Here is a 24689-nt window from a genome sequence, read left to right on the forward strand (position 1 = left end):
CTGAGGGATCCGGGGGGCTCGCCCCCCGGCCGCCTCAGCCGAAGACCTTCGTCAGCGCGTTGTCGATCGCCGCGGTGATCGCGTCGATGTCTTCCGCCGTGGCGATCAGCGCGGGCGAGAGGCAGAGTGTGTTGTTCATGCCCGGAATGCTGCGGTTGGTCGCGCCGATGATGACGCCTTGCGCCATGCAGTCGGCGACGACGGCCTGGACCAGCTTCTCGTCGGCGGGCTCCTTCGTCGCGCGGTCGGAGACGAGTTCGGCTCCGCAGAACAGGCCCTTGCCGCGAACGTCGCCGATCACGCGGTGCTTTTCCTGAAGCGCGCGGAGATTCGAAAGCACCCGCTCGCCCATCGCGACCGTGTTATCCAGGAGCCCCTCGTTCTCGATGATCCGCATGTTCTCTAGCGCGGCCGCCGGACCCGAGGCGCAACCGCCGAAGGTCGAGATGTCGCGGAAATAGCCCAGCGGATCGGAGGCGTCGTCCTTGAACATCTCGAAGACCGCCTCGGTCGTGACGGTGCACGAGATCGCGGCGTAACCGGAGGCGACGCCCTTCGCCATCGTCACGAAATCGGGCTTCACGCCGTAATGCTGGTAGCCGAACCAGGTGCCGGTGCGGCCGACGCCGCAGACCACCTCGTCGATGTGCAGAAGCACGTCATATTTCTTGCAGATCTCCTGCACGCGCTCCCAGTAGCCCTCGGGCGGAGTGATGACGCCGCCGCCCGCCGTGATCGGCTCGAGGCAGAGAAGGCCAACGGTATCGGGCCCTTCGCGCAGGATCACGTCCTCGATCGCGTCCGCGGCGCGGCGGCCGTAATCCTCGACGTCCCACTGCTTGCGATATTCGAGGCAGTGCGGAACCTCGACGAAGCCCGGCGTCAGCGGTCCGTATTGCATGACGCGCTGCGGCTGGCCGCCGGCCGAAAGCGTGGCGATAGTGGTGCCGTGGTAGTCGCGCTCACGGTAGAGGATCTTGTGCTTGCGCCCGCCGTGATGACGGTGCGCGATCTGGCGCACCATCTTGAAGACCTTCTCGTTCGCTTCGGAACCGGAGTTCGAATAGTAGACGCGCGACATGCCCGGCATCTTCTCGATCAGGCGCTTCGCGAACTGCGCGCCGGGGATCGAGCCCGCGGAGTTCGCGAAGTAGTTCATCTTGATGAGCTGGTCGCGGACGGCGTTCGCGATGCTCTCGCGGCCGTAGCCTACGTTGACGGTCCAGACCCCGCCCGAAACGGCGTCGATATGTTCGCGGCCACGCGCGTCCCAGACGCGCATCCCCTTGCCCTCGACGATCACGCGCGGGTCGGTGCTCTCGAACTGCTTGTGCTGGATCAGGTGGTGCCAGAGATGGGCGCGGTCGGCCTCGATCACTTCGCTGAGGTCGTTCTGATTGAGCGTCACGTTCATGTTGCAGTCTTCCCGGACAAAAGGGCCCTGGCGAGCCCCGCCCGCCGCAGGACGCAGAAATCACACAGGAGAAAGGCCGCTCGTAGGGCCAGAGGACCGCACGGTATAGGGCCAGTTTTGGGCAGCTTCTTGCGGGGCGGCGGCGGGTAATCCCCCTGGACTTATGTAGCCCGCCCGATCTGGACCTATACCGTGCCGCGCTCGAATCGCATAGTGATGGAAAGGCGCACAACAGAGGCGCCGGACCAAAGAAGCAACAGGGAGAATACAAGAATGACGAGAGCGAGACTCATGGGAGCCGCTGCCGCGGTCGCGATGGTTGCGGGCGCGCAGGCGGCGCAGGCCATGGACGAGATCACGGTGGCCTACTTCCTCGAATGGCCGATGCCCTTCGAATACGCGAAGGTCATGGGCACCTACGAAGAGGAGATGGGCGTCAAGATCAACTGGCGCTCGTTCGACACCGGCACCGCCATGTCGGCAGCCATGGCTTCCGGCGACGTCCATATCTCGGTGAGCCAGGGCGTGCCGCCCTTCGTGGTGGCGACCTCGGCCGGCCAGGACCTCCAGGTCCTCGACGTGGCCGTGTCCTACTCGGACAACGACAACTGCGTCGTGCGCTCCGACCTCGAGATCACCAAGGAGAACGCGGGCGAACTGGCCGGCAAGAAGGTCGCGGTGCCGATCGGGACGGCCGCGCATTACGGCTTCCTCAAGCAGATGTCGCATTTCGGCGTCGACATCGCCTCGATGGAAATCGTGGACATGGCGCCGCCGGACGGCGCGGCGGCCTTCGCGCAGGGTTCGCTCGACATGGCTTGCGGCTGGGGCGGCGCGCTGCGGCGGATGATGGAGCACGGCAACGTGCTGCTCACGGGCGCGGAGAAGGAGGAGCTGGGCATCCTCGTCTTCGACGTGACCTCGGCGCCCGCGTCGTTCATCGCCGAGAACCCGGACCTCGTGGCGAAGTTCCTCAAGGTCACGGCCGACGCGAACGCGATGTGGAACGAAGGCTCCAAGCAGGCCGAGATGCTCCCCGTGATCGCCAAGGACGCGGGCATGGACGAGGCGGCGACGGCCGACACCATCGCGACCTTCGTGTTCCCCTCGGTCGAGGACCAGCTGGGCGCGAAGTGGCTGGGCGGCGGCGCGCAGGAATTCATGAAGGGCGTCGCGCAGGTCTTCGTGGAGGCGGGATCGATCCCCGCCGCGCTCGACACCTATGAAAACGCGGTGAACACCGGTCCGCTTCAGGCCGTTTCCGGGATGTAAGTCCCGAGGAAGGCGGTCCGGGCACGCCCGGGCCGCCTTTGCATTTCTGCCCAGGGAAGGGAGTGCCGTGTCCGGCCTGATCATCGACAACATATCGATGCGCTTCGACCTGCCGAACGGAAGTTCGGTGCAAGCGCTGAAGAACGTGTCACTGGAACTGAAGGAGGGGGAGCTTCTATCCGTGCTCGGCCCTTCGGGCTGTGGCAAGACGACCTTGCTCAACATACTCGCGGGGTTCCTCGCGCCCACTGAGGGACGCGTGCTTCTCGGCGGCAAGCCGGTGAACGGGCCGGGAGCCGAGAGGGGGATGGTGTTCCAGCAGGGCGCGCTCTTCGAATGGATGAGCGTGCGCCACAACGTGGACTTCGGCCCCCGCATGAAAGGGATGCCGAAGGCGGAACGGCAGAAGATCACGGATCACCTTCTGGAAACCGTGGGCCTGCACGATTTCGGCGACAAGGCGGTCTATGAGCTTTCCGGCGGCATGCAGCAGCGCGTGGCGCTGGCCCGCTGCCTGGCGAACGACCCCGATGTCGTCCTGATGGACGAACCCCTGGGTGCCCTGGACGCGCTGACGCGGGAAAAGATGCAGGGGCTCGTGCTGAAGCTCTGGAAGGAAACCGGCAAGACCGTGATCCTGATAACGCACTCGGTCGAGGAGGCGCTGCTTTTGGGCGAAAGGCTCCTCGTGATGGCGCCGAGGCCGGGACGGATCTTCCGCGAATACCGACTGCCCTTCGCCGACCGGGGCGTGGGGCAGGACCTGCGCAAGGTCAAGAAGTCCGAAGGCTTCGCCGAAACGCGCGACGAGATACTCGAGATGATCTGGGGCATGGAGGAAGAGATCATGGGCCGTAAGGAGGCTGCGGAATGACCGTCCTCGTCTTCTACGTCGCGCTCTTCGTCATTTCCTATCTGATCGTGAAATTCCTCCGCCACTCGCGGGCGGCGAGGCACGATTTCACCTCGCTGAAGACCGTCACCTTCGGCGATGAAAGCGCGATCAGCCCCGACCGGGTCGCCTCGGTCATCTCGATCCTGACGATCTTCCTGATCTGGGGCGCCTTCACCGGCTCGAAGTTCGTGCCGCTGCATGTGCCGGGGCCTTTCACGGGCCAGACGGAATTCACCTACACCGCCGAGGACGCCACGGGCGCGCAGGACACCGCGCGGGTCGTCGTCGCCGTGCACGAGACGGGCGAACGGCCCGCCGCACCGGAGGTCGCGCCGGGCGACGGTTTCGCCAAGGACGATGCGGGCACGGTGCAGGCCTGGCGGAGCGTCCTTCTTCGCCCGTCGAACAATGACGAGGGCGAGACGCGGATCGTCGCCATCGACGGCAATCCCGTGCAGCCGGAGCAGACGGTTTCCGTCGCGAACGGAAGCGTGACGCTCACCGCGAAAGGGTCGCTGAACTTCGAGCCTCGCAAGGGCTGGCAGATGGAGCCGATCTGGCTGCCCGCGCCCGAGGCCGTTGCCGCGCGCGTCGTGGAGATCGCCACCAACGGCTATCAGAACACCTCTCTGTGGGAGCATCTCGGATCGTCGCTCCTGCGGGTTCTGGCAGGGTTCGCGCTCGGCTCGATCGTCGGGATTCCGCTTGGCTACGCGATGGGCCTGTCCAACTGGTTCCGCGGGTGGTTCGACCCGATCGTCGAGTTCATGCGGCCGGTGCCGCCGCTCGCCCTGATCCCTCTGGTCATCATCTGGTTCGGCATCTGGGAGACGGGCAAGATCGTCCTGTTGTTCCTCGCCGCGCTCTGGATCATGACGATCGCGGCGCGGGCCGGCGTGTCGGGCGTGAGGATTTCGAAGATCCACGCGGCCTATTCGCTGGGCGCCTCGAAGTCGCAGATCATGCGGCACGTCATCATCCCCAACTCGCTGCCCGAGATCTTCACGGGCGCGCGGGTGGCGATGGGCGTTTGCTGGGGCACCGTCGTCGCCGCCGAACTCGTTGCGGCGGAAAAGGGCGCGGGGATGATGATCATCGCGGCCTCGAAGTTCCAGCTGACCGACATCGTCGTCATGGGGATCATCCTCATCGGCATCATCGGCTACGGCATCGACATCCTGATGCGCATGGCCGAGCGGGTGCTGGTGCCATGGAAGGGCCGCGGCTGATCCCGCGGCCTATATGGCGACGACGATCTCGTTGACGACGTCGTCCACGCCGAAGACGCACCAGGCATCTCGTTCCGCCATCCCGCGGATCGCCTCGCTCGGGACAGCCCCGGTGAGGCGGACCGTGCGGTGGCGGACGCCCACGCGGATCTGGGTGTCGTCGACCAGGGGGTCGCGGTCGAGGACGAGCCGCACGGCCTCCTCGATACGGATCGGGGCATCGTCCTCGGGCGGCTCGACGGCCAGGCCGTTGATGACGTCGCGCGCGCCCGGGACCCACCAGGCCATGACACCCGCGAGGCGTTTCGAGGCGAGCCCGGGAACCCGGCCGCTGAGCGTCACGATGCCGTTCCGCACCTCGATGTCGATCTGCGCCCGGGCGGTCGCCGGATCGCCGCCGAGAAGCTCGTAATCCTCCTTGGCCGGGATCGCCTCGTCGATCCGCAGCTGCCGGACAGCGTAGTCGGAAAATGCCGGCTCCTGGATGAAATAGTCGCGAAGCCGGGCGCGGATCTCACGGTCGCCCATCGTGGAAGCAGGCGTGACGCTGATGCGGTCGGCGATTGCCGCGACACCGTCGACGGCGGCGGCGCGTTCCAGCGCGATCTTCTTCTGGGCGACGTTGTCGACCTCCCCCTCCAGCGTCAGCGTACCGTCGGCGGCCTGCTCGATCCGGGCAAGCCGGAAGCCCGCGCCAAGGCGCCTGTCGCTTCTCATTGCGGCGCGGACGCGGTCTTCGATCTCCTTCTCGGTCGCGGTCATGGCTCACCTCCCCCGGCTGCACCGCGCCAAGGTAGGCCCGCCGCGCCGCGCCCGCATTGACTTCGCTCAATGCCTGAGGGCGCTCGACCGGCTAGATTGCCGAGGTGCGGAGGGGCTGCCATGGCCGAGACCCAGGCGACGGGATGGGATCATTTCCCCCACGAGGGGGATGTCGGCGTGCGCGGCTACGGTGACACGCTGGCCGAGGCGTTCGAGAACGCGGCCCGCGCGCTGACCTCGATCATCGTGCCACTCGATCTGGTCGAGCAGCGAGAGGGCGTGACCGTGACCTGCGAAGGCTCGGACCCGGACTACCTGCTTCTCGACTGGCTCAACGCGGTGATCTTCGAAATGGCGACGCGGGGAGCGCTCTTCTCCGGATTCACCGTCGAGATCACCGGAAACGGCCTTCGCGGCGAGATGCGGGGGGAACCGGTGGACGTGACGCGCCATGAACCCTCTGTCGAACCGAAGGGGGCGACGCTGACCGAGCTTCGCGTGGCGCAGGGCGTTGACGGGCGCTGGGTCGCCCAATGCGTCGTGGATGTCTGAGGGAGAAGGATCATGGACCTCACCCAGTTCGAGCGGATCGGACCCTATGTCTGGCAGATGCCGAAGACGGGAAGGATGCTGGTGCCGGCTCATATCCTCGCCGACGAGGAGCTGATGCGCGACATGGACGAGAAGGTGGGCGAGCAGATCCGCAACGTCGCCTGCCTGCCCGGGATCGTGCGCGCGGCCTACGCGATGCCGGACGCGCATTGGGGCTACGGCTTCCCGATCGGCGGCGTCGCCGCCTTCGACCCGGAGGCGGGTGGCGTCGTCTCGGCCGGCGGCGTGGGCTTCGACATCTCCTGCGGCGTTCGGCTCCTCGCGACGAGCCTGACGGCGCGGGAGCTGCGCGCGAAGCAGGAGGAGTTCGCGCACGAGATGTCGCGATCCATTCCGGCCGGCGTGGGAAGCCACGGCAAGATCCACCTCGACGACGACGAGATGACGGCGATGCTGGAAGGCGGGGCGGCATGGGCCGTCGCGCGCGGCTTCGGCACGCGGGAGGACCTTCTGCGCTGCGAGGAGATGGGAAAGATGAAGGGCGCGACGCCCGACATCGTCTCGGACAAGGCGAAGAAGCGGCAGCGGAACGAGATGGGGACACTCGGTTCTGGCAACCACTACCTCGAGGTACAGGAGGTGGACGCGATCTTCGACGAGGCCGCGGCCGAAGCCTATGGGCTCTGGCCCGGGCAGGCGGTGGCGATGATCCATTGCGGCTCGCGCGGGCTCGGTCACCAGATCGGGACGGAATATCTGAAGGAGATGGCGCAGAAGGCGCCTGCCCACGGGATCGAGCTGCCGGACCGGGAACTGGCCTGCGCGCCGGTCAACTCGGAACTCGGCCAGCGCTATCTCGGCGTGATGCGGGCGGGGATCAACTGCGCCTTCGCGAACCGGCAGATCCTGACGCATATCGCGCGGGGCGTGTTCGAACAGTTCTTCCCCGGCGTGGAGACGCCGTTGCTCTATGACGTGTCCCACAACACCTGCAAGGAGGAGACCCACGAGATCGACGGCGTGTCGCGGCGGCTGTTCGTGCACCGCAAGGGCGCCACGCGGGCCTACGGGCCGGGCATGGGTGACATGCCGCCGCCTCTGAACGTGGCCGGTCAGCCGGTGCTGATCGGCGGCTCGATGGGGACGGAGTCCTGGGTGCTGGCAGGCGATGCGCGCTCGGAGGAGGTGGCTCTTTCCTCCGCCTGTCACGGCGCGGGCCGCGCGATGAGCCGCCACCAGGCGGCGAAGACCTGGACCGGGGCGGGGGTGCAGCAGGAGCTTGCCGAGCGGGGCATCATCATCAAGAGCCCCTCGAAGCGCGGCATCGCCGAGGAGGCGCCGGGCGCCTACAAGAGCGTCGAACGCGTCGTCGAGGTGGCCGAAAAGGCGGGCCTCGCCCGCAGGGTGGCGCGGCTGAAACCGATCATCTGCATCAAGGGCTGAAGCAGCGCGGCGACGAAGGAGGACGCGTGTTGATCCGTGTCATGGACGAAGGGCGCGGCCGGGGGCGCTATGGAGTGCATTACGCAAAGGAGGTGGCCATGGCGATGGAGCTTCGATCCCCGGCCTTCGCGGAGGGCGATCCTGTTCCCAGGAAATTCACCTGCGAGGGCGCTGACATTTCGCCCCCGCTTGAATGGTCCGGCGTGCCGGACAATGCGGTGGCGCTTGCGCTGACCTGCGAAGACCCGGACGCACCCGTGGGCCTGTTCCGCCACTGGGCGATCTACGACATGCCCGCGGACCAGGCGGGGCTCGCGGAAGGCGCGGCGCAGTCGGCGGGATTCCCGCAGGCGCGGAACGATTTCAGGAAGGTCGGCTACGGCGGCCCCTGCCCTCCCCGGGGCCACGGCCCGCACCGCTACCAGTTCCGCCTGATGGCGCTGAGCGGGCGCCTGGATCTGCCGGACGGTTCGGCGAGCTGCGCCGAGGTCGCCGAGAAGGCGCAGGCACTGGCGATCGCGACGGCCGAACTCACCGCGCTCTACGAGCGCTGACGCGATGCGGCGGGTCCTGATCGCGCCGGAAGCCACGCGGAGCTTCGGCGAGGCGGTGGCGAAGGCTCTCGGCCAAGCGCTCACGCCGCTCGAGGAACGGAGCTTCGAGGACGGCGAGCACAAGGCGCGTCCGCTCGAGAACGTCCGGGGCGCGGATGTCTACGTGATCCAGAGCCTGCACGGCGGGCCGGAGGAAAGCCCGAACGACAAGCTCTGCCGGCTCCTGTTCCTGGTCGGGACGCTTCGGACCAACGGCGCCGCGCGGGTGACAGCGGTCGTGCCCTACATGGCCTATGCGCGGAAGGACCGGCAGACGAAGCCGCGCGACCCGCTGACCGCGCGCTACATTGCGGAGCTTTTCGAGGCGATGGGGGTGGCTCGCGTGGTCACGCTCGAGTCCCACAACGTCGTCGCCTTCCAGAACGCCTTCCGCTGCGAGGCGCTTGCACTCGACACGCGGGGCGTTCTCATCGACCGCGCCGGCGGGCTTGCCGGGAAGGAGCCGGTCGCGGTGGCCTCACCCGATCCGGGCGGGGTGAAGCGCGCGCAGTTGTTTCGCGAGGCGCTGGAGGCGCGGATCGGCCGGCCGGTGGGCTTCGCGCTGATGGAGAAGCGGCGAAGCAGGGGCGTCGTCTCCGGGAGCCTCCTCGCGGGGGACGTAAAGGGCGCGCGGGTCCTCGTGGTCGACGACATGATCGCCTCCGGCGGCACGATGGTGCGCGCGGCCGAGGCGCTGCACGCCGCCGGTGCACGGGATGTCTGGGCCCTGGCCGCGCACGGTCTTTTCACCGAGGGCGCGGAAGATGCACTGGGCGATCCCGCCATCGCGGGATGGATCGTCACGGACACGGTGCCGCCCTTCCGACTGGAAGGGCTGGAGGCGAGGAAACGGGTGGAGATCGTCAGCGCCGCCCCACTGATCGCGGCGGCGATCGCGCGGCTTTACGAGGAACGCGACGTTACCGACTTGCCGGCCGCCGGCGGTTAGGCGCCGCCCTGCCACGTCGCCACGCGCGCGTCCGCCTCGGCCGCGAGGTCGAGGCAGCTTGCGGCGAGGGGGCGCCACTTCCAGGGCGTGCGGACCACGGGTTCATAGAGATGGAGGAGCGCGAGGCGCGCGCGCAACAAGGCCCGGTAGCGCCAGTAGAAGGCCAGGACCGGCGCCGGCGGGTCGTCCGAGAGCGCATTCGAAAGGTCCTGACGGAGCGCCGGAAAGACCCAGTCCGCCCCTGCCTGGGCGCATTCGAACCCGAGGAAGGTGATCTCGTCGAAGGGATCGACGGAACGCAGGTCCAGAGAGAATTCGAGGCAATCGATGATGAGCGGGTGTTCGCAGAGAAACACGTGTTCGGGGCGAAGATCGCCATGTCCCTCGACGACGCGGCCCTCGCGGATGCGCCGTGCGAGCAGCGGGCGGACGGATTCCAGCGCTTTCTCGAAATCCGTCAGCGCGGAGCCGACGCGGGCCCCATCGAAACCCAGTTGCGGGTCGGACAGGACCTCGGCGGTCTTGCGGTGCTCCGTCTCGTAGCGGGCAAGGTAGTCCTCGGCGGTCAGGGCTGCGGGTGGCAGCGGTCGGTAGAACTCCGCGAGCCGGTCGACGACGCGGCGGATGTCCTCTCGCGCGACCGTCCCGGCGGCGAGGCGGGCGGAAAGCGTTTCGCTGTCTGGCAGGCGGCGCATCTCGACCAGCCAGTCTACGATCCGGCCCCTCGGCCCAAGGCTCAGCCTCCCGTCATCGAGGCGAAGCGGCAGGGCGGAGAGATAGACTTCGGGCGAAAGACGCCGGTTCAGGAGCACCTCTTCCTCGACGGCCTCGTGGCGGAGTTCGACGGTCGAATAATCGAGCACCGCGTAGCTGACGGGCTTCTTGAGCTTGTAGACGAGCGACCCGGCAAGAAAGACCATCGACATGTGGGTTTCGCGGATCTCCACCGTTTCGGGCGCGTGCCGATAGCTCCGCGGATCGGAGAGAAAGCGGACCTTGTCGGCAAGGTCGGGCTCGGTTCCGGGCGGGGATGGGGGCGCTGCCTGCATGGGTCCGGGTTTCGCGTTTCGGGGTCAGGAGAACACGGGGCAGACCCAGGCGTCATTGACAGGGGTCAAGTGCGGCGGAGCCGCTGACCTTGACCGTGGTCAAGGTGGCGGCGCGCAAGTGGGCTAGACTACGTGGATGGAGAACGAAACCGCCAGACCCGTCGTCGTTCCGGTGCCCGAAGCGAACATCGCATTGCCGGGCGAACTGATAATGCCGGAAAACCCAAAGGGACTGGTCATCTTCGCGCATGGCAGCGGGTCCAGTCGCATGAGTCCGCGCAACCGCTTCGTCGCGGGTGAACTTCGGCGCGCGGGGTTCGCGACGCTTCTCTTCGACCTTCTGACCGAAGCCGAGGCGATGGACCGCGCGAATGTCTTCGACATCCCGCTTCTGGGGTCCCGGGTCGGCCACGCGCTGGCCTGGGCGGACGCGGAGCCTGCGGTTCAGGACCTTGCCGTCGGGCTTTTCGGGGCAAGCACGGGCGCGGCGGCCGCTCTGGTCGCGGCGGCGGACCGGCCGGACGTCGTTGCCGCCGTGGTCTCGCGGGGCGGCAGGCCGGACCTCGCGGCGGAGGCGCTGCCGCGCGTGCGGGCCGCGACGCTGCTGATCGTGGGCGGCGCGGACCACGGGGTGATCGAACTCAACGAGGCGGCCTATGCCGCGCTCACTTCCGAGGCGCGGCTCGATATCGTGCCGGGGGCGACGCATCTCTTCGAGGAGAAGGGGGCGCTCGAGACGGTCGTGGAACGGGCGGCGGAGTGGTTCGGGACGCATCTGCGGACGTGAACCGCCGCCACCGGCGGCGAGGCATCGGGGGCATGATGGAGGATCGCGAAACTTGGTTCGGGTCGCATCGGGGAGCACGGGCGAGATGAGGGGGCTCAGGCTGTTCCTCGCGGGCGACGTGATGACCGGGCGCGGCATCGACCAGATCCTGCCGCACCGGTCGGACCCGGTTCTCCACGAGGGATACGTTCAGTCGGCGGAGGATTACGTGACGCTGGCCGAGCGGCTCTGCGGACCGATCCCGCGCGATGTCGCGCCGGATTACATTTGGGGCCACCTGCTTGAAGACCTGGCCGCGCTGGAGCCGGACTTGCGGATCATCAACCTCGAGACCGCCGTGACGACCTCTGGCCGGGCGGAGCCCAAGGGGATCAACTACCGGATGCATCCGGGGAATGTGGGCATTCTGGGCGCGGCGAAGATCGACGCCTGCACGCTGGCCAACAACCACGTTCTGGACTGGGGAATCGGCGGCCTGCGGGAGACGCTGGACGTCCTGGACGGTGCCGGGATCGGGCTCGCCGGCGCGGGGCGGAATGCCACGCAGGCGGAAGCGCCCCTCGTCCTCGACGCCGCCGGTCGCGGGAGGGTGATCGTCCTGGCCTACGGGGCGAAGTCGAGTGGCGTTCCGGCAAACTGGGCCGCGGCGGCGGACCGGCCGGGGGTCAACCTCCTGCCGCGCGCGGTGCCGGACGCGGTCGCGGCCGTGCGCGCGGCGCTGGAGCCGGTGCGCCGGCCGGGGGATTTCGTGCTCTACACCGTGCACTGGGGCCCGAACTGGGGCTACGAAGTCGCGACGGAACAGCAGGAACTGGCGAAGGCGCTGATCACGGAGGGGCTCGCGGATGCCATAGTCGGTCATTCCTCGCACCACCCGAAGCGGATCGAGGTAATCGACGGCAAGCTCGTGCTCTACGGCTGCGGGGACCTCATCAACGACTACGAGGGGATCGGCGGTTACGAGGAATACCGGGGCGAACTCGGCCTCGGCTACGTGGCTGAATTCGGGGCGGAGGGGCGGCTCAGGACGCTCGACATGCTGCCCTACCGTCGCCGGGCCTTCCGGCTGGAGCGCGCCGAGGGCAGGGACCGCGACTGGCTCGAGGCGCTGGTGCGGCGGGAGACCGTCGCGCCGGGGATGCTGGTTTCGCTGACGGGCGAAGGCGCCCTGCGGCTTGCACCGCTTCCCGGCGGCGCGGCCCCGATGCGCTGAGGGGAAAGCGATGCCTGTCCACAACAGCGAGGTCGCGGCGATCTTCCGGCAGGTGGCGGATCTTCTGGCGATCGAGGGGGCGAACCCGTTCCGGGTGCGGGCCTACCGAAACGCCGCGCGGACGGTGGAGGAGCTTTCCTCCGACCTCGCGGTGATGGTGGCTTCGGGGGAGGACCTGTCCAGACTTCCCGATATCGGCCACGACCTTGCCGGCAAGATCGCCGAGATCGTGGAGACGGGGCGGCTGAAGCTCCTCGACGATCTCAGAGGCGAGGTACCCGAGGCCGTGGCGCAGATCACCGGGGTTCCGGGGGTGGGGCCAAAACGCGCCCGGGCGCTGATGGAGGCGCTGGGCGTCGCGTCGATGGACGACCTCAGGAAGGCCGCGGAGGACGGACGGATCGCGGACGTGCCGGGCTTCGGTGAAAAGCTCCAGGCGCGGATCCTCAGGGAGATCGAGGAGGGCCGGATCACCGAGCGGCGGTTCCGCATCGACCGGGCGGAGGAATTCGCGGAAAGCATCCTCGACTTCATCCGGGGCATCGAAGGCGTGAAGGAGGCCCTCGTCGCGGGAAGCTACCGGCGGCGGAAGGAAACGGTGGGCGATCTGGACATCCTCGTGACCGCGAAGAAGGGCGCGAAGGTCACGAAGGCCGCACTGGACTACGACGAGATCGCGCGCGTCGCGTCACAGGGTCCGACGCGGGCCACGGTGCTTCTGCGGTCGGGGCTTCAGGTCGATATCCGGGTCGTGCGCGAGGAAAGCTATGGCGCGGCACTGATGTATTTCACGGGGTCGAAGGCGCACAACATCGTCCTTCGCCGCAGGGCGCAGGCGAAGGGACTGAAGCTGAACGAATACGGACTCTTCCGCGGCAAGAAGCGCGTCGCGGGAAAGACCGAGGAGGAGGTCTACAAGGCGCTGGGGCTGCCTTGGATCGTGCCGGAGCTGCGCGAGGACCGGGGCGAGCTGGCGGCGGCGGAACGTGGCAAGCTACCCGATCTCGTCTCGCTCGAGGACATGAAGGGCGACCTTCACGTTCACACGACAGCGTCCGACGGAACCGCGACGATCGAGGAAATGGCCGAGGCGGCGAAGGCCCTGGGTTACGAATACCTGGCGATCGCGGACCATTCCCCAAGCCAGCGCATCGCCAACGGGCTCAGCGTCGAGCGGCTGGCGGAGCATCTCGACGCAATCGACGCGGTGAACGATAGGCTGAAGGGCATAAGGCTGCTGAAAGCGAGCGAAGTGGACGTCCTCGAGGACGGAAGCCTCGACTACCCCGACAAGGTGCTCGCGCGGCTGGACCTCGTCGTCGCGGCGGTGCATTCGCAGTTCACCCTGCCGGAGGAAAAGCAGACCGCGCGCATCCTGAAGGCCCTCGACAACCCGCATGTGGGCATCCTCGCCCACCCGACGGGGCGGCTGATCGGGGAACGAGGGGCCTATTCCGTGAATCTCGAGAAGGTCTTCGAGGCGGCGACGGAACGGGGCGTCGCGCTCGAAATCAACGCCCACCCGATGCGGCTTGACCTCGACGACCTGGAGGCGCGGATCGCACGGGACATGGGCGCGCAGATCGCGATCTCGACGGATGCGCATTCCACGGGTGGGCTCGACTACATGTCCTATGGCGTCGCGCAGGCGCGGCGGGGGTGGCTGACGCGCGAGGACGTGCTGAACACGCGCGGGCTCGACGCGATGCTCGGGCTTCTGCGGAAGCGATGAGCCGGTTTCCTTGACTTCGCGCCGGGGCCGGGCGCTGAATGTCTGCGTGTTTTCAAGCGGCCGGGGAGGCCCATGTCCACAGCCCTGATACTCCTGATCGTCCTGGCGCTGATCCTCTTCAACGGCTTCTTCGCCATGGCCGAAATGGCGGTCGTCGCCGCGTCGGAAAGCCGCCTGAAGGAGTTGGCCCGAAGGGGATCGCGCGGCGCGGAGGCCGCGTTGCGCCTGATGGGCGATCCGGGGCGATTCCTGTCGTCGGTCCAGGTCGGGATCACGCTGGTGGGCGTCATCGCCTCGGCCTTCTCGGGCGCGACGATCGCGGACCGGTTCGGGGCGCGGCTCGATGCGGTCGCATGGATTGCGCCGCACGGAACGACGGTGGCCTTTGCCCTCACGGTTCTCGGGATTACATTCGTGTCCGTGATACTTGGGGAACTCGTTCCGAAGCGCATCGCGCTGGCGAACCCCGAGGCGATCGCGGCGGCCCTGGCCCCGCCGCTGGCCGCCGTCGCAGTGATACTGAGGCCCTTCGTGGCGATCCTGACAGGGTCCAGCGCGGCGATCCTGCGACTGCTCCGCGTGCCCGAGACGGCGAGCCACCGGGCGACGGAGGCGGACCTGCGTCACCTTCTGGCCGAGGCGACGCGCGCCCAGGCGATCGACCCGGCGGAGCAGGCGATGGTGCAGCGGGTGATCCGCCTGGCCGACCGGTCGGTCCAGACGATCATGACGCCGCGCATCGACGTGAAATGGGTCGATCTGGACCAACCGGAGGCGGAGGCTGCGGACGCCATCGCGGCATCGGGGCATTCGCTGGTCGTCGCGTCGCGGGGAACGGTCGACCGGGCGGAGGGCGTGATCCGGGCGCGCGACATCGCGGCACGGATGCTGACGGGCGAGACGCCGGACTTCGCGGCGCTCGTGCGGCCGGCGGCGATCCTGCCGGACACGGCGAACATCGTGGCCGCGCTGGAGGCGTTCCGGAAAAGCCCGGTGCACCTCGCGCTGGTGATCGACGAACACGGCGGGCTTCAGGGGATCGTGACGCCGACCGACATCCTGGAGGCGATCACCGGGGAACTGGCGGAGGACCTCGAACCCGCCGCGACGCTGATCCGGCCACATGGCGAAGGCTTCATCGTCGAGGGGCGGACGCCGGTGGACGAGCTTCGCAGCGAGTTCGGGATCGAACCGAAGGCCAGCGCCGACATCCAGTCGGCGGCGGGGCTCGTGATCGACCGGATGGGGCGGCTCCCGGCCGAGGGCGAGGCGGTGACGATCGCGGGCTGGCGGTTCGAGGTGCTCGACATGGACGAGCGGCGGATCGACAAGCTGTTCCTCCAGAAGTTCGTCGCGTCGGAGGAGGCTGAAAAGAAGGACTGACGTGGCGCTCCGTCCCGCGCCGCGGGGCTGAAAGGAGGCCGGAATGAGCCAGACGCACGATACGATGCCGGAAGGTGAACCGATCCCGGAAGGCAGCGATACGGCGAAGGACCCCGTCTGCGGCATGACGGTGCGGGTCACGCCCGAAACGCTCGCCGAAAGCTTCGGCGGCGAAACCTTCCACTTCTGCTCGCAAAGATGCCGCGAGGCATTCCGCGCCGATCCCTGGTTCTTCGCCTCCGGCCGGGCGGAAAAGCGCGAGGACACCGCGGCGCCGGGCACGACCTACACCTGCCCGATGCATCCCGAGATCATCCGCGACGCGCCGGGCAACTGCCCGATCTGCGGCATGGCGCTGGAACCCGTCGTCCCCTCGGGGGCGACGGAGGAGGAGGGCGAGCTTCGGGATTTCACGCGGCGGATGTGGATCAGCGCGGCCTGCGCGGCGCCCCTCGTGATCCTGACGATGGGCGATCACGTCGGTCTGCCGCTGAAGGACTGGATCGGCCACCGGGTCGCAGGCTACGTCGAGTTCGTTCTGGCGACGCCCGTCGTTCTCTGGGCGGCGCTCCCCTTCTTCGCGCGCGGGATCGCCTCGATCCGCAACCGCTCGCCCAACATGTGGACGCTGATCTCGCTCGGCGTGGGGGCGGCCTATGTCTACTCGCTCTTCGCCGTGTTCCTGCCGGGCGCCTTCCCGGAGGAATACCGGATGGGCGAGGCGGTCGGCACCTATTTCGAGGCCGCGGCGGTGATCGTGGCGCTGGTCTTCCTCGGCCAGGTTCTGGAACTTCGCGCCCGCGCCCGGACCGGCGACGCGATCCGTGCGCTCATGGATCTCGCGCCCAAGACGGCGCGGCGGATCCTGCCCGACGGCACGGAATATGACGCGCCGCTCGAGAACATCATGGCGGGCGACAGGCTCAGGGTGCGGCCGGGCGACGCCGTTCCGGTGGACGCCATCGTGGTCGAAGGCCGGTCGTCGGTGGACGAAAGCATGATCACCGGGGAACCCGTTCCGGTCGAGAAGGCAGAGGGTGACAAGGTCACGGGCGGGACGATCAACAAGCAGGGATCGCTGGTGATAGACGCAGAGCGCGTGGGCGCCGATACCGTTCTGAGCCAGATCGTCCAGATGGTGGCGAGCGCCCGGCGGTCGCGGGCGCCGATCCAGGGGCTCGCCGACCGCGTCTCGGCGATCTTCGTGCCGACGGTGGTCGCCGTGGCGGTCATCGCCTTCGTCGCCTGGCTGATCGCTGGGCCCGAACCCGTTCTGGCCTTCGCCATTGCCGCGGCGGTCTCGGTCCTCATCATCGCCTGCCCCTGCGCGCTGGGGCTCGCCACGCCGATATCGATCACCACGGCGGCGGGGCGCGGCGCGCAGGCCGGCGTCCTGATCAAGGACGCCGAGGCGCTGGAGCGCATGGCGGCGATCGACACCCTGATCGTGGACAAGACCGGGACGCTGACCGAGGGGCGACCGCGCCTTACGGACGTCGTCAGCCTCGGCGCAGCGGCGGAGGAAGAGATACTGACCGTCGCGGCAACGCTGGAGAAGGGATCGGAGCACCCCCTCGCCGAGGCCATCGTCGAGGGCGCGACCGCGCGGGGCGTGACCGCCGGAAAGGCCGGTGAATTCGAGGCCGTTACCGGCAAGGGCGTGCGCGGCACCGTCGAAGGGCGCGAGGTGGCGCTTGGCAACGCTGCGATGATGCAGGAGGTAGGCGTCGATCCCACGCCCGCGGAGGCGAAGGCGGAAGCTCTGCGCGACAACGGCAAGACGGTCATGCACGTGGCGATCGGCGGCGAACTGGCCGGGATCGTCGCCGTCGCGGATCCGATGAAGCCCACGACGCCCAAGGCGATCGCGGCGCTGCACGAGCTTGGCATCCGGGTCATCATGGCCACGGGCGACAACGAGCGGACAGCACGCGCGGTGGCCCGCGAACTCGGCATCGACGAGGTGCGCGCGGGCGTCCTGCCGGAAGACAAGAAGGCGCTGATCGAGGAGCTTCGGGAACAGGGGCGGAAAGTCGCGATGGCCGGTGACGGAGTCAACGATGCCCCCGCGCTCGCTGCGGCCGAGGTCGGGATCGCGATGGGAACCGGCGCGGACGTCGCGGTGGAAAGCGCGGGCATCACGCTTCCGGGCGGCGACCTGACCGGCGCGGTGCGCGCCCGCAAGCTCGCCCGCGCGACGCTCAGGAACATCCGGCAGAACCTGTTCTTCGCCTTCGTCTACAACGCGGCCGGCGTGCCCATTGCCGCGGGGATCCTCTATCCGTTGACCGGCCTCCTCCTCTCCCCGATCATCGCGGCAACGGCGATGAGCATGTCTTCCGTCTCGGTCATCGCCAACGCGCTCCGGCTGCGCCGGGTGGAACTGTGAGGACCAGAGGGCCTGACATGGATCATGGCGGTGCGTCCAGCGCGACGCGAAGCTGGGTCCGCAAGGAGGCGACGCGATGAACGAGGCCGTCGGGGCCGTGGCGGAAAAGGTGCAGGAACCGGAGGCGGGCCGCCGCGTCGGGCGCATCGTCGCGATCTCCGGCGCCGTGGTGGAAATCCGCTTCCCCGGCCCCGCGCCCGCCATCAACACCGAGCTGCGCGCCGGGCCGCACCGCAAGATCGTGATCGAGGTGGCGAGCCTGATCGACACTCATACCGTGCGCGGCCTCGTGCTCAACCCGATGGAGCGCGTTGCGATGGGCATGCCCTGCGAGGACACCGGCGGCCCGCTGGAGGCGCCTGTCGGAGACGGTGTTCTAGGCCGCATGATCGACGTCTACGGCGCGCCGATAGACGGGAAGGGTCCCCTCGAAAACGTGCATTGGGAGCCCATTCACCGGACGCCCGTGCCGCTTTCGCGTCGCAAACCCGGCGGCGAGGTCTTCGAGACCGGGATCAAGGCGATCGACCTCCTGACCCCGATCGAGAGGGGCGGCAAGGCGGGGCTCTTCGGCGGTGCGGGCGTGGGCAAGACGGTGCTCATCACCGAGATGATCCACAACATGGTCTCGGCCTACGAGGGTGTCAGCCTCTTCTGCGGCGTCGGCGAGCGCTGCCGCGAGGCCGAGGAGATCTACCGCGAGATGGGGGAAACGGGCGTCCTGGACGGCGCCGTGCTCGTCTTCGGGCAGATGAACGAAAGCCCCGGCGCGCGCTTCCGGGTGGCGCATGTGGCGATGACCATCGCCGAACATTTCCGCGACGCACGGCACAGGGACGTGCTGGTCCTGATCGACAACATCTTCCGCTTCGTGCAGGCGGGCGCGGAGGTGTCCGGGCTTCTGGGCAACATACCCTCGCGGGTTGGCTACCAGCCGACGCTGGGCTCCGAACTCGGCGCGCTGGAGGAGCGGATCTGCAACACCGACGCGGGCGCGATCACCTCGATCCAGGCAGTATACGTGCCTGCGGACGACTTCACCGACCCCGCGGCGACGCATGTCTTTTCGCACCTGTCGGCCTCTGTCGTCCTGTCGCGGAAGCGCGCGGCCGAGGGTCTCTATCCGGCGATCGACCCGCTGAAGTCCACGTCGAAGATGCTGACGCCCGGAACCGTGCCCGACCGCCATTACCGGATCGCCCGCGAGGTGCGCCGCGTGCTGGCGGAATACGAGGCGCTTTCGGACATCATCGCGATGCTGGGCCTCGATGAATTGTCGGAAGCCGACCGCGAGATCGTCGCGCAGGCGCGGCGGCTGGAGAGGTTCCTGACGCAGCCTTTCTTCTCCACCGGCCAGTTCACCGGGAAGGCGGGGAAGTTCGTGACGCTTCAGGAAACGCTCGACGGCTGCGAGCGGATCCTTTCGGGCGAGCTTTCGAAGCTGCCCGAAAGCGCCTTCTACATGATCGGCGGGATAGAGGACGTCATAACCCGGGGGGCCGGCGCATGAAGCTCGAGGTCGTCACGCCCGAGGAAAGGGTCTTCGACGGCGAGGTCACGAAGATCGTGGCGGAAGCGACAAACGGCTCGTTCGGCATCCTGCCCCGTCACATCGACCTCGTTGCCCCACTGACGGCGGGCATCCTTTTCTACGAGGACAAGGCGGGCGAGCCGGGGTTCGTGGGGGTGGACGAAGGGATCCTCGTCAAGTGCGGCGATGTCGTCTCGGTCGCGGTGCGCAGGGCGGTGGTCGAGCACGACCTGGCCAATCTGCGCCGGATCGTCCGCGACGTGCTGACCGAGGTCGATGAACACGAAAGGGCGGCGCGCGGAGCGCTGGCGCGGCTCGAGGCGGGCGTGGTGCGGCGGATGCTGGAACTGGAGCGGCGGGCATGAACGCCGAGGGGAACGACGACAAGGCCGGCCCGGCCGCCGAGGCGATCCGGCGGAAGGCCGAGCGGATGGAGGCGGCGCGGGCGCGCGGCGAGGGCCGTGGCGTCTGGTACGGGTTCGGCATGTTCGGGCTCGTCGGCTGGGCCGTGGCGGTGCCGACGCTTCTCGGCGTGGCGCTTGGCGTCTGGCTCGACCGGATCGCGCCGGTCGGGTTTTCCTGGAAGCTCGCGCTACTGCTCGCGGGCGTATTCCTCGGCTGCATGAACGCGTGGTACTGGGTGAAGAAGGAGAGCCGGCATGACTGACGCCCTTATACTGGCGCTGGCTTTCGCCCTCGGCGCGGGGTTCGGGGTGCTCTACTTCACCCTCCTCGCCCGCGCGGCGCAGTCGATCACGCATGGTGCGAGCGCGGGAAGGATGCTTCTGGGATACGCGGGCCGGATGGCCCTGGTGCTCTGCGTCCTCGGGCTCGCCCTCTGGGCCGGGGCCGGCGCGGCGGAGATCCTCGTGGGAACGCTCGGCTTCACGCTGGCCCGCCAGGTGATGATCCGCCGGGGTGCGCGGGAGGGATAGGATGGAGATCAGCCCGGACAACTGGGTCCTGTTCACGGTCGGCCCCTTCAGGGTCAACGCGACGATCGTCTTCACCTGGGTGGTGATGGCGATCCTCGTCCTGTCGGCCCTGTTCGTCCGGCTGCGGCTTTCTGCGACGGGGGACCTGACCCGGTCCCAGAATTTCTGGGAGGCGGTCGTCGAGACGATGCGGAACCAGATCCGCGACGTGAGCGGGCAGGAGCCGGGCCCCTACCTGCCCTTCGTCGGAACGCTCTTCGTCTTCATCGCCTCCGCGAACATCCTTGCCGTCGTGCCGGGCTACACCCCGCCGACAGGGTCCCTGTCCACCACGACGGCGCTGGCGATCTGCGTCCTGATCTCGGTGCCGGTCTACGGCATGGCGCGAAAGGGTGTCGGGGGATACGTCAGGTCCTATTTCGAACCGACGCCGCTCATGGCGCCGTTCAACGTGATCGGGGAACTCTCGCGCACGCTGGCGCTCGCGATCCGGCTTTACGGCAATGTCATGAGCGGGACCGTCATCGCCGGTATCCTGATCTCGATCGCGCCGTTCTTCTTCCCCGTCGCCATGCAGATGCTGGGGCTGCTGACGGGTGTGATCCAGGCCTACATATTCGCCATCCTCGCGATGGTCTACATCGCCTCCGCGACCCGCGCGCATGAAGGCGACAACGACAGGAGGGAGAACCCGAATGATTGACGCGACCCTGATCGGAGTGATCTCGATCCTCACGGCGGGCCTCACGATCGCCATAGGCTCGCTCGGCCCCGCCTTCGGCGAGGCGCGGACCGCGGCGCAGGCGCTGGCCTCGATAGCGCAGCAGCCGGACGAGGCAAACGTGATAACGCGGACGCTGTTCGTGAGCCTCGCGATGATCGAATCCACCGCGATCTACTGCTTCGTCGTGGCCATGATCCTGATCTTCGCCAACCCGTTCTGGGACGCGGCGGTCGCGGCAGGGGCCGTTGCGGCCGGGAACTGACACATGCAGATCGACTGGATCACCGTCGCCGCGCAGATCGTGAACTTCCTCGTTCTGGTCTGGCTTCTGAACCGGATCCTCTACGGTCCGGTTACCGAGGCGATGGCGCGGCGCGAGGCGGCGATCAGGGAGCGGTTCGAGGAGGCCGAGGCGCGGGAGCGTGAGGCCGCCGAGGAAGCCGAGAAGCTGAAGACGGAGCGGGAAGCCGCGGAAGAGGCACGGGGCGAGCAGCTTGCCGCGGCCGAGGCGGAGGCGAACCAGTTGCGCCAGCGGCTGGAGCACGAAGCGCGCGAGGAGATCGAGGCCCGGCGCAAAGCCTGGAAAGACCAGCTGGACAAGGAAAAGGGCGCCTTCGTGGCCGAGCTTCGCCGCCGCGCGGCCGGGCATGTGGAACGCGTGGCGCGGATGGTCCTGACCGATTTCGCCGGGGCGGACCTTGAAGACGCGATGGTCGGAACCTTCATCAGCCGGCTCCGGGCGCTCGAGGGCGAGGATCTGGTTGCGCTCAGGGCGGAAGCGAAGGACGCGCGGGGGCAGCTTTCGATCTCGAGCGCCTTCGACCTGCAGGAGGCGGCGCGGGAGCGGTTGTCAAAGGCGCTGCGCGAGGTGCTGCACGAGGGCGCGGAGGTGGAGTTCCAGAAGGACGAGGACCTGATCTGCGGGCTGAGGCTTCGCGTTCGCGCGCGGACGCTCCAGTGGAGCATCGACGCCTATCTCGACGACCTCGAGGAGCAGACCGCCGAGTGGCTGGAAGCGGGCGGACACGCGCCCGGGCAGAAGGCGGGCTAGGCGATGGCGGGGCTGAAGGGGCTTGCGGACGATATCGTCTCGGGGCTCGACCGGAGCCTCGAGGACCGGCGCCCTTCGCTGCGCTCGGAACAGGTCGCGATCGTCACGCATGTCAGCGCGGGCGTGGCGGAGGTCGAAGGCTTCGCGAACCTTTCCGCCGACGAACTGATCCGCTTTCCGGGCGGGCTCATGGGCGCGGCGGCGAATATCCGCGAGGGGCGCGCGGGCGTGATCCTGTTCGGCCCCTCGGCGCATCTCGAAGCAGGGGCGGAGGCGCGCCGGACGCGCCGCGTGATCGACGTGCCGGTGGGCGAGGCGCTTCTGGGCCGCGTGGTGGACGCGCTGGGACGCCCCCTGGACGGCGGGGGGCCGATCCGTGAGGCCCAGCACTGGCCCGTGGAAAGGCCCGCGCCCGCGATCCTCGACCGTGCGCCCGTCGAGGTGCCGTTGCAGACCGGCATCAAGGCCGTTGACGCCGCGATCCCGATCGGCCGGGGGCAGCGGGAACTGATCATCGGCGATCGGCAGACCGGAAAGACCGCGATCGCGGTCGCGGCGATGCTGTCGCACCAGGCGGGGCGGCCGGGAGGCAAGAGCCTTGCCGCCCGGCCTGGCATCTGCGTCTATTGCGCGGTCGGGCAAAGGGCGGCGGGCGTCGCCCGGGTGATCGAGACCCTGCGCCGCGAAGGCGCCCTCGCCCGGACCGTGGTCGTTGTGGCCGGGGGAGACGACGCGCCGGGGCTTCAGTTCATCGCGCCCTACGCGGCGACGTCCATTGCCGAATGGTTCATGCGCCGGGGCGAGGACGTGCTGATCGTCCACGACGACCTGACGCGGCATGCGCGGGCCTACAGGGAACTCTCGCTCCTCCTCCGTCGGCCGCCGGGGCGGGAGGCTTATCCGGGCGACATCTTCTACATCCACTCGCGCCTTCTGGAACGCGCCACGCATCTCCGGCCGGATCTGGGCGGCGGCTCGCTGACCGCGCTGCCGATCATCGAAACGCAGGCGCAGAACATCTCGGCCTACATCCCGACCAACCTCATTTCGATCACCGACGGACAGATCTACCTGTCGCCCGAGCTCTTCGAGAAGGGGCTACTGCCCGCCATCGACATCGGCCGTTCGGTTTCGCGCGTCGGCGCGAAGGCGCAGCTGCCGGCCTATCGGGCGGTGGCGGGGGAACTGCGGCTTTCCTTCGCGCAGTTCGAGGAACTCGAGGTCTTCTCCCGCTTCGGCACGAGGCTCGACGCGGAGACGAAGCTGAAGCTCGCCCGTGGCAGGCTCACCCGCGAGGCGCTGAAGCAGCGCGAGGACGAACGCCCTGCCCCGCCCGAACAGATCGCGATCCTGCTTGCCGTTCAGGAGGGGCTGCTGGACAACCTGCCGCTTTCCCGGATGCGCGAGGCGGAGGCGGCGGTGAGCGCGGCGATCCGGCAGCGGGCGGGCAACATCTGCCGCGCGATCGAAGAGGGGGAGCCGTTCCTCGACGCGGACCGGGACGCGCTTCTGTCGGCGGCGAAGGCGGGCCTCGCGCAGCTGGAGGGCGAAGCGCATGGAGACGCTTGAGACGCTCCAGCGGCGCATCGCGATCAGCCGCGACCTGCAATCCATTGTGCGGACCATGAAGACGCTTTCGGCCGTGACCATGCGGCGATCCGAACGCGCGAGCCGCGCGGTCAGGGCCTATGACGAAACCGTGGGGATGGGGCTCCAGATCCTCCTGCGCGATCCGGAGGTCGCGCAACTCGCCATCGCGGCCTCCGAACGCGCGGTACATGAGGGCGCCGGGGTGATCGTGCTCGGATCGGACCACGGTCTCTGCGGCAGGTTCAACGACGCCGCCGTGCGCGCGGCGCTGGACGAGATCCAGGATCTCCACGAAGAAAAGGTGATGGTTTCAGCAGTTGGCGGGCGCGCTGCGGAACTGCTGGAATCGGCGGGACACAGGCCCACGGCGCTGTTCTCCACGCCCGGGTCGGTCACGGGGCTGAGGGAGACGACGGGGGCCCTTCTGTCCCTGATCGACGACTGGCAAAGCGCGCGGGGAATCGGGCGGGTCAGGATCGTTCACACGGTCGAAACTCCCGACACCCCGATCCGGCCCGTCGCGGTGCAGATCCTGCCGATCTCGCCCGGATACCTGCGCCACCAGGCGGCGAAGCCCTGGCCGTCGCGGCGCCTTCCCACCTACACCGAGGACCGGGAGGTGGTTCTGGCGCAGCTTCTGAGGGAACACGTCTTCGTCCGCATCTACCGCGCGCTGGCCGAGGCGCAGGCAAGCGAGCACGCGGCCCGGCTCGCCGCGATGCAGGGCGCGGAAGCGGGCATACGCGACCATCTCGAGGAGATGGACGCCGAATACCGGCGGCGCCGTCAGGAGGAGATCACGACCGAGGTTCTGGACATCGTCGCGGGCGCCACGGCGCTTGGCGCGAACCGCTGAACCCGGGAACTACTCTGCTGCCTCCAGCGAGACGATGTAGTCGGTCAGGCTGTCCACGTCCTGCGGCGTCAGGATCATGTGCATCGGCGGCATCCGGGAATGCATCGGCGGGAACCAGATCCGGCCCGTGATCTCGTCGGCCGTCCTGAAGGCCGCGATCGAGGCGAAGCTCGGCGGCATGGTCTTCATGGCGCCGCCCGGCTCGATGTCGTGGCAGCGGGCGCAGTTTTCCTCCGCGAGCGCGCGGCCCGCTTCGACATCGCCCTGCGCCAAGGCGGGAAATGCCCCGCAGGCCAAAGCCGCCGCGAGCAAAGTTGAAGTGATGCGCATCGTCCTTCCT

General features: G+C 68.3%; 25 protein-coding genes. 21 read left to right on the plus strand and 4 right to left on the minus strand.

Annotated features, from left to right (window positions below; translation table 11 throughout):
• Positions 1-34 precede the first annotated feature (34 nt).
• Positions 35-1414, minus strand: a complete 1380-nt coding sequence (gene tpa / locus ABCN56_RS15875; protein ID WP_343081799.1) for a hypotaurine--pyruvate aminotransferase Tpa — start codon at positions 1412-1414, stop codon at positions 35-37.
• A 273-nt stretch (positions 1415-1687) separates the two neighbouring features.
• On the opposite strand from tpa, the gene ABCN56_RS15880 reads away from it, so the two are divergent.
• From ABCN56_RS15880 to ABCN56_RS15890, 3 genes are all read left to right on the plus strand, one after another.
• The gene (locus tag ABCN56_RS15880) at positions 1688-2686 is read left to right on the plus strand and encodes a taurine ABC transporter substrate-binding protein (RefSeq protein WP_343081800.1); all 999 of its coding nucleotides are present in this window, start codon (positions 1688-1690) and stop codon (positions 2684-2686) included.
• A 67-nt stretch (positions 2687-2753) separates the two neighbouring features.
• Positions 2754-3560 carry a taurine ABC transporter ATP-binding protein gene (locus ABCN56_RS15885; protein ID WP_343081801.1) on the plus strand — a complete coding sequence of 269 codons (807 nt, stop codon included), beginning with the start codon at positions 2754-2756 and terminating at the stop codon, positions 3558-3560.
• Positions 3557-4810 carry an ABC transporter permease gene (locus ABCN56_RS15890; RefSeq protein ID WP_343081802.1) on the plus strand — a complete coding sequence of 418 codons (1254 nt, stop codon included), beginning with the start codon at positions 3557-3559 and terminating at the stop codon, positions 4808-4810. The genes ABCN56_RS15885 and ABCN56_RS15890 overlap by 4 nt, the downstream gene beginning before the upstream one ends.
• Positions 4811-4819: 9 nt before the next feature.
• Here ABCN56_RS15890 and ABCN56_RS15895 read toward each other — a convergent pair whose 3' ends face one another.
• On the minus strand, positions 4820-5572 hold the full coding sequence (locus ABCN56_RS15895) for a BON domain-containing protein (RefSeq protein ID WP_343081803.1): 753 nt from the start codon (positions 5570-5572) through the stop codon (positions 4820-4822).
• Between the two features lie 120 nt (positions 5573-5692).
• On the opposite strand from ABCN56_RS15895, the gene ABCN56_RS15900 reads away from it, so the two are divergent.
• Genes ABCN56_RS15900 through ABCN56_RS15915 form a run of 4 tightly spaced genes read left to right on the plus strand, consistent with a single transcriptional unit; the run spans position 5693 to position 9109 of the window.
• A complete protein-coding gene (locus ABCN56_RS15900) occupies positions 5693-6124 on the plus strand; it encodes an archease (protein WP_343081804.1) in 432 nt (143 codons plus the stop codon).
• 12 nt (positions 6125-6136) lie between these two features.
• Entirely contained in the window at positions 6137-7567 is a 1431-nt protein-coding gene (locus tag ABCN56_RS15905; protein ID WP_343081805.1) for an RtcB family protein, read from the plus strand.
• Positions 7568-7596: 29 nt separating this feature from the next.
• Positions 7597-8121, plus strand: coding sequence for a YbhB/YbcL family Raf kinase inhibitor-like protein (locus tag ABCN56_RS15910; protein ID WP_343081806.1), 525 nt, complete (start codon positions 7597-7599; stop codon positions 8119-8121).
• A gap of 4 nt (positions 8122-8125) precedes the next feature.
• Entirely contained in the window at positions 8126-9109 is a 984-nt protein-coding gene (locus ABCN56_RS15915) for a ribose-phosphate diphosphokinase (protein ID WP_343081807.1), read from the plus strand.
• Here ABCN56_RS15915 and ABCN56_RS15920 read toward each other — a convergent pair.
• Positions 9106-10158 carry a hypothetical protein gene (locus ABCN56_RS15920; RefSeq protein ID WP_343081808.1) on the minus strand — a complete coding sequence of 351 codons (1053 nt, stop codon included), beginning with the start codon at positions 10156-10158 and terminating at the stop codon, positions 9106-9108. The two genes, ABCN56_RS15915 and ABCN56_RS15920, sit on opposite strands and share 4 nt — an antisense overlap.
• Before the next feature lie 136 nt (positions 10159-10294).
• Between ABCN56_RS15920 and ABCN56_RS15925 the strand changes: the two genes are divergently transcribed.
• From ABCN56_RS15925 to ABCN56_RS15990, 14 genes are all read left to right on the plus strand, one after another.
• Positions 10295-10945, plus strand: a complete 651-nt coding sequence (locus ABCN56_RS15925; protein WP_343081809.1) for a dienelactone hydrolase family protein — start codon at positions 10295-10297, stop codon at positions 10943-10945.
• 85 nt (positions 10946-11030) lie between these two features.
• Entirely contained in the window at positions 11031-12158 is a 1128-nt protein-coding gene (locus ABCN56_RS15930; protein ID WP_343081810.1) for a CapA family protein, read from the plus strand.
• A gap of 10 nt (positions 12159-12168) precedes the next feature.
• A complete protein-coding gene (gene polX / locus ABCN56_RS15935) occupies positions 12169-13890 on the plus strand; it encodes a DNA polymerase/3'-5' exonuclease PolX (RefSeq protein ID WP_343081811.1) in 1722 nt (573 codons plus the stop codon).
• A gap of 72 nt (positions 13891-13962) precedes the next feature.
• Positions 13963-15273, plus strand: coding sequence for a hemolysin family protein (locus ABCN56_RS15940; RefSeq protein ID WP_343081812.1), 1311 nt, complete (start codon positions 13963-13965; stop codon positions 15271-15273).
• Positions 15274-15316: 43 nt separating this feature from the next.
• The gene (locus ABCN56_RS15945; protein WP_343081813.1) at positions 15317-17662 is read left to right on the plus strand and encodes a heavy metal translocating P-type ATPase; all 2346 of its coding nucleotides are present in this window, start codon (positions 15317-15319) and stop codon (positions 17660-17662) included.
• Between the two features lie 76 nt (positions 17663-17738).
• A complete protein-coding gene (atpD, locus tag ABCN56_RS15950) occupies positions 17739-19172 on the plus strand; it encodes a F0F1 ATP synthase subunit beta (RefSeq protein WP_343081814.1) in 1434 nt (477 codons plus the stop codon).
• Positions 19169-19558: a F0F1 ATP synthase subunit epsilon gene (locus tag ABCN56_RS15955; RefSeq protein ID WP_343081815.1), complete on the plus strand. Its 390-nt coding sequence runs from the start codon at positions 19169-19171 to the stop codon at positions 19556-19558. The genes atpD and ABCN56_RS15955 overlap by 4 nt, the downstream gene beginning before the upstream one ends.
• The gene (locus tag ABCN56_RS15960) at positions 19555-19860 is read left to right on the plus strand and encodes an AtpZ/AtpI family protein (protein ID WP_343081816.1); all 306 of its coding nucleotides are present in this window, start codon (positions 19555-19557) and stop codon (positions 19858-19860) included. The genes ABCN56_RS15955 and ABCN56_RS15960 overlap by 4 nt, the downstream gene beginning before the upstream one ends.
• Positions 19853-20128 (plus strand): N-ATPase subunit AtpR, encoded by a 276-nt coding sequence (locus tag ABCN56_RS15965; protein WP_343081817.1) that lies wholly within the window; start codon positions 19853-19855, stop codon positions 20126-20128. Before ABCN56_RS15960 ends, ABCN56_RS15965 begins: the two co-directional genes overlap by 8 nt.
• A 1-nt stretch (position 20129) precedes the next feature.
• Positions 20130-20831 carry a F0F1 ATP synthase subunit A gene (locus ABCN56_RS15970; protein WP_343081818.1) on the plus strand — a complete coding sequence of 234 codons (702 nt, stop codon included), beginning with the start codon at positions 20130-20132 and terminating at the stop codon, positions 20829-20831.
• On the plus strand, positions 20824-21114 hold the full coding sequence (locus ABCN56_RS15975) for a F0F1 ATP synthase subunit C (RefSeq protein ID WP_343081819.1): 291 nt from the start codon (positions 20824-20826) through the stop codon (positions 21112-21114). The genes ABCN56_RS15970 and ABCN56_RS15975 overlap by 8 nt, the downstream gene beginning before the upstream one ends.
• Positions 21115-21117: 3 nt before the next feature.
• A complete protein-coding gene (locus tag ABCN56_RS15980) occupies positions 21118-21903 on the plus strand; it encodes a F0F1 ATP synthase subunit delta (RefSeq protein WP_343081820.1) in 786 nt (261 codons plus the stop codon).
• A 3-nt stretch (positions 21904-21906) separates the two neighbouring features.
• Entirely contained in the window at positions 21907-23472 is a 1566-nt protein-coding gene (locus ABCN56_RS15985; RefSeq protein ID WP_343081821.1) for a F0F1 ATP synthase subunit alpha, read from the plus strand.
• Positions 23459-24349, plus strand: coding sequence for a F0F1 ATP synthase subunit gamma (locus tag ABCN56_RS15990; protein ID WP_343081822.1), 891 nt, complete (start codon positions 23459-23461; stop codon positions 24347-24349). The genes ABCN56_RS15985 and ABCN56_RS15990 overlap by 14 nt, the downstream gene beginning before the upstream one ends.
• Positions 24350-24358: 9 nt before the next feature.
• On the opposite strand, the gene ABCN56_RS15995 is transcribed toward ABCN56_RS15990, so the two are convergent.
• Complete coding sequence (locus ABCN56_RS15995) at positions 24359-24679, minus strand: c-type cytochrome (RefSeq protein ID WP_343081823.1); 321 nt, start codon at positions 24677-24679, stop codon at positions 24359-24361.
• Positions 24680-24689: the final 10 nt, after the last annotated feature.

Origin of the sequence: Ostreiculturibacter nitratireducens, assembly GCF_032670585.1 — a bacterium.
Taxonomy (GTDB): domain Bacteria; phylum Pseudomonadota; class Alphaproteobacteria; order Rhodobacterales; family Rhodobacteraceae; genus Ostreiculturibacter; species Ostreiculturibacter nitratireducens.

What these genes read in the sequence shown, in the direction of transcription:
- tpa (WP_343081799.1), bottom strand. Translation starts at nt 1,414, where the DNA reads ATGAACGTGACGCTCAATCAGAACGACCTCAGCGAAGTGATCGAGGCC.
- ABCN56_RS15880 (WP_343081800.1), top strand. Translation starts at nt 1,688, where the DNA reads ATGACGAGAGCGAGACTCATGGGAGCCGCTGCCGCGGTCGCGATGGTT.
- ABCN56_RS15890 (WP_343081802.1), top strand. Translation starts at nt 3,557, where the DNA reads ATGACCGTCCTCGTCTTCTACGTCGCGCTCTTCGTCATTTCCTATCTG.
- ABCN56_RS15895 (WP_343081803.1), bottom strand. Translation starts at nt 5,572, where the DNA reads ATGACCGCGACCGAGAAGGAGATCGAAGACCGCGTCCGCGCCGCAATG.
- ABCN56_RS15900 (WP_343081804.1), top strand. Translation starts at nt 5,693, where the DNA reads ATGGCCGAGACCCAGGCGACGGGATGGGATCATTTCCCCCACGAGGGG.
- ABCN56_RS15905 (WP_343081805.1), top strand. Translation starts at nt 6,137, where the DNA reads ATGGACCTCACCCAGTTCGAGCGGATCGGACCCTATGTCTGGCAGATG.
- ABCN56_RS15915 (WP_343081807.1), top strand. Translation starts at nt 8,126, where the DNA reads ATGCGGCGGGTCCTGATCGCGCCGGAAGCCACGCGGAGCTTCGGCGAG.
- ABCN56_RS15920 (WP_343081808.1), bottom strand. Translation starts at nt 10,158, where the DNA reads ATGCAGGCAGCGCCCCCATCCCCGCCCGGAACCGAGCCCGACCTTGCC.
- ABCN56_RS15925 (WP_343081809.1), top strand. Translation starts at nt 10,295, where the DNA reads ATGGAGAACGAAACCGCCAGACCCGTCGTCGTTCCGGTGCCCGAAGCG.
- ABCN56_RS15930 (WP_343081810.1), top strand. Translation starts at nt 11,031, where the DNA reads ATGAGGGGGCTCAGGCTGTTCCTCGCGGGCGACGTGATGACCGGGCGC.
- polX (WP_343081811.1), top strand. Translation starts at nt 12,169, where the DNA reads ATGCCTGTCCACAACAGCGAGGTCGCGGCGATCTTCCGGCAGGTGGCG.
- ABCN56_RS15940 (WP_343081812.1), top strand. Translation starts at nt 13,963, where the DNA reads ATGTCCACAGCCCTGATACTCCTGATCGTCCTGGCGCTGATCCTCTTC.
- ABCN56_RS15945 (WP_343081813.1), top strand. Translation starts at nt 15,317, where the DNA reads ATGAGCCAGACGCACGATACGATGCCGGAAGGTGAACCGATCCCGGAA.
- atpD (WP_343081814.1), top strand. Translation starts at nt 17,739, where the DNA reads ATGAACGAGGCCGTCGGGGCCGTGGCGGAAAAGGTGCAGGAACCGGAG.
- ABCN56_RS15955 (WP_343081815.1), top strand. Translation starts at nt 19,169, where the DNA reads ATGAAGCTCGAGGTCGTCACGCCCGAGGAAAGGGTCTTCGACGGCGAG.
- ABCN56_RS15960 (WP_343081816.1), top strand. Translation starts at nt 19,555, where the DNA reads ATGAACGCCGAGGGGAACGACGACAAGGCCGGCCCGGCCGCCGAGGCG.
- ABCN56_RS15965 (WP_343081817.1), top strand. Translation starts at nt 19,853, where the DNA reads ATGACTGACGCCCTTATACTGGCGCTGGCTTTCGCCCTCGGCGCGGGG.
- ABCN56_RS15970 (WP_343081818.1), top strand. Translation starts at nt 20,130, where the DNA reads ATGGAGATCAGCCCGGACAACTGGGTCCTGTTCACGGTCGGCCCCTTC.
- ABCN56_RS15975 (WP_343081819.1), top strand. Translation starts at nt 20,824, where the DNA reads ATGATTGACGCGACCCTGATCGGAGTGATCTCGATCCTCACGGCGGGC.
- ABCN56_RS15980 (WP_343081820.1), top strand. Translation starts at nt 21,118, where the DNA reads ATGCAGATCGACTGGATCACCGTCGCCGCGCAGATCGTGAACTTCCTC.
- ABCN56_RS15985 (WP_343081821.1), top strand. Translation starts at nt 21,907, where the DNA reads ATGGCGGGGCTGAAGGGGCTTGCGGACGATATCGTCTCGGGGCTCGAC.
- ABCN56_RS15990 (WP_343081822.1), top strand. Translation starts at nt 23,459, where the DNA reads ATGGAGACGCTTGAGACGCTCCAGCGGCGCATCGCGATCAGCCGCGAC.
- ABCN56_RS15995 (WP_343081823.1), bottom strand. Translation starts at nt 24,679, where the DNA reads ATGCGCATCACTTCAACTTTGCTCGCGGCGGCTTTGGCCTGCGGGGCA.